Source organism: Streptomyces sp. CNQ085 (assembly GCF_022614595.1).
Lineage (GTDB): Bacteria > Actinomycetota > Actinomycetes > Streptomycetales > Streptomycetaceae > Streptomyces.
In genome coordinates, this window is sequence record NZ_JAJFAU010000215.1 from 1,261 (window position 1) to 5,914 (window position 4,654).

Below are 4,654 nucleotides of genomic sequence, written 5' to 3' on the forward strand. Positions count from 1 at the left end.
CCCCCCCGCGCCGGATGCTCCGCCCGGTGCACACCGACCCGGAGGAGGCCGTACGGGCCTGCCTGGACCTCGGCGCCCGCCGTATGGCCCCCATGCACTGGGCCACCTTCCTGCTCTCGGCCGAGCCGCCGCTGGAGCCGCTGAGCCGGGTGCGGACCGCCTGGACCGCGGCGGGACGTCCGCGCGGGGACCTGTGGGACATGCCGATCGGGGCCTCCAGGATCCTGGGACAGCCGGACCGACAGCCGGACCGACAGCCGGACCGACAGCCGGACCGACAGCCGGACCGACAGCCGGACCGACAGCCGGACCCGCACCCTGATCCGGGCCCGGACCCCGGCCCCCGGCCCCTCTAGTGCGGGACCCGCGCCGGGCGCAGCCGCCGCCACACCGAGGGCGCCGAGCCGACCAGCAGCGTCAGACCGACCGCCGCGGCCACGCCCTGCCACGGCTCGGGGAACAGCGAACCGCCCAGGATCCCGATCAGCTGGTAGGTGGCCGTCCACACCAGGCAGGCCGGTGCGGCACCGTGCACGAACCGCCGCACCGGCACCCGCGACAGCAGGCAGGCCACCATCACCGGGATCCGCCCGGCGGGCACCAGCCGGGAGAGGACCAGCACCGTCACACCGTGCTCATCCAGCCTCCGCCGTGCGGCCTCCAGCCGGTCCGGCTCGGCCCGCTCGCGCATCCGCTCCAGCCAGCGCTCCCCGCTCCTGGAGTGACCGCCGCGCCGTCCGAGCCAGTACAGCAGCAGATCGCCCAGGAACGCCGCCAGCGACGCGACGGCGAACACCAGCAGCAGCGGAAGGACCGGAGGACTGCGGTGGAACGCCACCGCCGACGCCGCGCTGACCAGCGCCCCCGTCGGGACCACCGGCACCAGCGCGCCGAACGCCACCAGCAGGAACAGCGAGGGATAGCCCACCGCGCCGGGCGCGACCTGCCCCGGTATCTCCCGCACCGCGCCCAGCAGCGCCTCGATCACCCCGCCGCCTCCAGCCGTACGCTCTCGCCGTGCCCCAGCCGGCGCACCGCCGCGGCGGGGGCCGAACGTGCCGCCAGCCGCACGAACTCGTCACCGGGGGAGTGGAACTCGTGCGGCCGGACCGCGTCCAGCCCGATCGGCCAGTACGTCCCGTAGTGCACCGGCACCGCCAGCGGCGCGCCCAGCCGGGACAGCGCCTCGGCGGCCCGGCGCGCGTTCATGTGCCCGTCGCCCAGCTTCGGCCCCCAGCCGCCGACGGGCAGCAGCGCCGCGTCCACCGGGCCGACCGCCTCCGCCATCGAGTCGAACAGCCCGGTGTCCCCGGCGAAGTACGTCCTGGACTCCCCCTCGACCACGTAGCCCAGGGCGGGCGCCCGATGAGGCCCGTACGGCAGCCGCCGCCCGTCGTGCTCCGCGGGCACCGCGCGGACGGTCACGTCCCCGGCCCGCACCCGCTCGCCCACGTCGACCTCCTCGACCCGCAGCCGCCCCGACAGCCGCCGCAGCCCCGCCACCGAGGCGAGCGCGCCGCTCGGCACCACCACCCGGGTACCGGGCGCCAGGCGGGCCAGGGAGGGCAGATGCAGATGGTCGGCGTGCAGATGCGAGACCACCACCAGGTCCACCCGTGCCGCCGACTCCGGCGGCGGCTGTCCGCGCCGTCTGCGCAGATGGGCCAGCCGCCGGACGAACACCGGGTCGGTGAGCACCGTCACGCCGGAGTCGCGCACCGTCGTCGTGGCATGGCCCCACCAAGTGATCTCCGCAGGCACCGGACCCTCCTTCCACCCGCTCGCCCCCTTCCCCGTACCGATCCTCTCATCACACCCCGTGCTCCAGGGAGCCTTCGGAAGGAGACCGCCGCGCGCCCCCGGCAGCGGGAGGGCTGTGGAAAAGTAGGACGTGCCGGACCGGGAGCGGCGGTTGCCGGCGCCGGCGGCGGACACGCGACGAGGACACCGGCGCGCGGGAGGCATGGACCCCCGCGGTGCGGAGAACGCGGACGGCGGGGCCCGGCGCGAAACCGGCCCGGGGCTTTGGAGGAGGGAGGGCGGACGGCGTGCGGATGGCGGCCTGGCGCAGGGCTGGCGGCGCGGTGCTGCGCGTCCTGGTTGTGTGGGTGGTGAGCACCCTCACCATGCTGGTGCTGGCCGGAGTGCTCCCCGACTTCCGGCTCCAGTCCGCCGACGGCGACAGCGCCACCAGCATCGGGACCACCGCCGCCCTCGGGGCCGGCGCCTTCGGCCTGCTCAGCGCCCTGGTGTGGCCCCTGCTGGTCAGAGCCCTGCTGCTGGTGCCCGCCCTGGTACTGGGCCTGCTGGTGTTCTTCCTCAACGGCTCGTTGCTGTGGCTGGCGCTCGCCCTCCTGCCCGACTACCGGGGCGAGACCGACCCGCAGACCGCCGTGGTCGTCGCCGCCGCTATGTCCGCCGCCTCCTCGGCGGCCAACACCTTCCTGGCGGTCCGCGACGACCGGGCCTACCGGCGGCGCCTGGCCCGGCTCGCCGACCGCCGCTGGCGCCGATCCGGAAGTCGGCGGGTGCCCGCCACCCCCGGCACCGTCTTCCTCCAGCTCGACGGGATCGGCCACGAGGTACTGCGCGACGCGGTCACCGCCCCCGCCGGCGGCGAACCGCTGATGCCGGGCATCGCCGCCATGCTCCACGACAGCCACCGCCTCGTACCCTGGCACACCGACTGGTCCAGCCAGACCGGTGCCAGCCAGCTCGGTATCCTGCACGGCTCCAACGAGGACGTGCCCGCCTTCCGCTGGTACGAGAAGGAGACCGGCGAGGTGGTGACCAGCAACCGGCCCTCCAGCGCCGCCCGGCTCCAGCGCCGTGCCGCCGAGCACAGCGGCGAGCCCGGACTGCTCGCCCATGACGGCGCCAGCCGCGGCAACCTCTTCAGCGGCGGGGCCGCCCAGGCGGCCCTGGTGCTCTCCGTCTCCGCCCGGCGCGGCCGCCACAACCGGTCGCGCGCCGGGTACTTCGCGTACTTCTCCGACCCGGCCAACGCCACGCGCACGGCAGCCTCCTTCACCGCCGAGGTCGTCCGCGAGATCGTCCAGTCCACCCGCGCCAGGCTGCGCGGGGACGGCCCGCGGGTGCCGCGCGGCGGGCTCTACCCGTTCATCCGGGCCTTCGCCACCGTCGTCCAGCGGGACGTGGTGGTCGCCTCCGTCATCGGCGACGTCCTCAGCGGGCGTACCGCCGTCTACGCCGACCTCGTCGCCTACGACGAGGTTGCCCACCACTCCGGGCCGCGGGGCCGGGACACCCACCAGGTGCTGCGGCGTCTGGACCGGTCCGTCGGCCTGATCGCCAAGGTCGCCGCCCAGGCCTCCCGGCCCTACCGACTGGTGCTCCTGTCCGACCACGGGCAGAGCCCCGGCGAGACCTTCGCCTCCCGCTACGGGCTGCCCCTGGAGGACCTGGTCCGCGCCGGATGCGGACTGCCGGTCTCCCGGCGGGCCCGGCACACGGCCAGCGGCGCCGAGGCCCGCGCCGCCGCCCGCGCCGCCCTGCACCGGCCCGAGGACGGGCACGGCGCCGAACCCCACTGGCCCGCTCCCACCTCCGACCCCGTGGTGCTGGGCTCGGGCAACCTCGGGCTGGTCTCCTTCCCCGGCATCCCCGGCCGGGCCACTCGCGAGGAGATCGACCGCCGCCACCCCGCCCTGCTGCGCACCCTCGCCAACCACCCCGGCATCGGGTTCCTGCTGGTGGACACCGAGTGCCACGGACCGGTGGCGCTCGGTCCCGGCGACAGCGAACACCGCCTGGACACCGGCGAGATCACCGGTGAGGACCCCCTGAAGCCCTACGGCCCCCACGCCGCCGCACTCGTGCGGCGTACCGCATGCTTCCCGCACGCCGCCGACATCATGGTCAACTCGGCCCTCGACCGGGCCACCGGCACCGTCCACGCATTCGAGGAGCAGATCGGCTCCCACGGCGGCCTCGGCGGTGAGCAGAACCGCGCGTTCCTGCTCCACCCACGCCTGCTGGCCCCGCCGGACAGGGACGGCGAACTGGTCGGCGCCGAGCAGATCCACCGCGTGCTGCGCGGCTGGCTGCGCGACGCGGAGGCCGCCCCCGCCGTCACCGCACCCTTCGTCCCGGCCCGGACCCCACTGCGCTGACCGGACCTTCCGGACCGCTCCGCCGGGTTCGTGAAAAGTGTGCCAAGCGCTCTCGGCCGGGAACGGCCGCGGACCGGAGGCGGACCGGGTGCGCGTGGTGGTGGAGGGGCCCGTCCCCGTGCCCGTGTCGACCACGAGGATCCCGTGCCGCGGCCCTAGGCTCGAAGGGTCGTCCACGGGAAGTGAGATTTCGTCCATGGCACCTCGACCGCTGACCTCGCAGGAGATCGACGCCGCGCTGGCGGAGCTGCCCGGCTGGGAGTTCGCCGAGGACCGGCTGAGGAGGACGTACTCCCTCGCCGGGCACTTCCCGGCCGCGGTGATGGTGCTCCATGTCGCGCAGATCCAGGAGGAGATGAACCATCACGCGGACCTGCTGCTGGGCTATGACGCGGTGGGGGTGTCGGTGAACACCCACAGCGTGGGCGGGAAGGTGACGGAGCTGGACGTGCGCCTGGCCCGGCGGATCGAGGGGATCGCCCCGTCGCACGGCGCCCGCCCGTAGTCCGCGGGCCGCGGGC

The 4,654-nt window shown here is 75.3% G+C and carries 4 protein-coding genes and 1 pseudogene; 3 read left to right on the forward strand and 2 right to left on the reverse strand.

Going from position 1 to position 4,654, the window contains the following annotated elements:
* Nucleotides 1-356: pseudogene (locus tag LJ221_RS22965) on the forward strand (MBL fold metallo-hydrolase); the annotation flags it as partial.
* Here the strand turns inward: LJ221_RS22965 and LJ221_RS22970 are convergent.
* Together LJ221_RS22970 and LJ221_RS22975 are read right to left on the reverse strand one after the other, a co-directional pair.
* Complete coding sequence (locus LJ221_RS22970; protein ID WP_241718626.1) at nucleotides 353-988, reverse strand: DedA family protein; 636 nt, start codon at nucleotides 986-988, stop codon at nucleotides 353-355. The pseudogene LJ221_RS22965 and the gene LJ221_RS22970 sit on opposite strands and share 4 nt — an antisense overlap.
* Nucleotides 985-1,761: an MBL fold metallo-hydrolase gene (locus LJ221_RS22975; protein ID WP_241718627.1), complete on the reverse strand. Its 777-nt coding sequence runs from the start codon at nucleotides 1,759-1,761 to the stop codon at nucleotides 985-987. Before LJ221_RS22975 ends, LJ221_RS22970 begins: the two co-directional genes overlap by 4 nt.
* Before the next feature lie 293 nt (nucleotides 1,762-2,054).
* Here LJ221_RS22975 and LJ221_RS22980 point away from each other — a divergent pair, with 293 nt between their 5' ends.
* Together LJ221_RS22980 and LJ221_RS22985 are read left to right on the forward strand one after the other, a co-directional pair.
* Complete coding sequence (locus LJ221_RS22980) at nucleotides 2,055-4,133, forward strand: phage holin family protein (RefSeq protein ID WP_241718629.1); 2,079 nt, start codon at nucleotides 2,055-2,057, stop codon at nucleotides 4,131-4,133.
* 196 nt (nucleotides 4,134-4,329) lie between these two features.
* Nucleotides 4,330-4,638, forward strand: coding sequence for a 4a-hydroxytetrahydrobiopterin dehydratase (locus LJ221_RS22985; protein WP_241718628.1), 309 nt, complete (start codon nucleotides 4,330-4,332; stop codon nucleotides 4,636-4,638).
* The last annotated feature ends 16 nt before the right edge of the window (nucleotides 4,639-4,654 follow it).

Excerpts from the sequence above, each read along its gene's own strand:
- LJ221_RS22980 (WP_241718629.1), top strand. The coding sequence starts at position 2,055 with ATGGCGGCCTGGCGCAGGGCTGGCGGCGCGGTGCTGCGCGTCCTGGTT.
- LJ221_RS22985 (WP_241718628.1), top strand. The coding sequence starts at position 4,330 with ATGGCACCTCGACCGCTGACCTCGCAGGAGATCGACGCCGCGCTGGCG.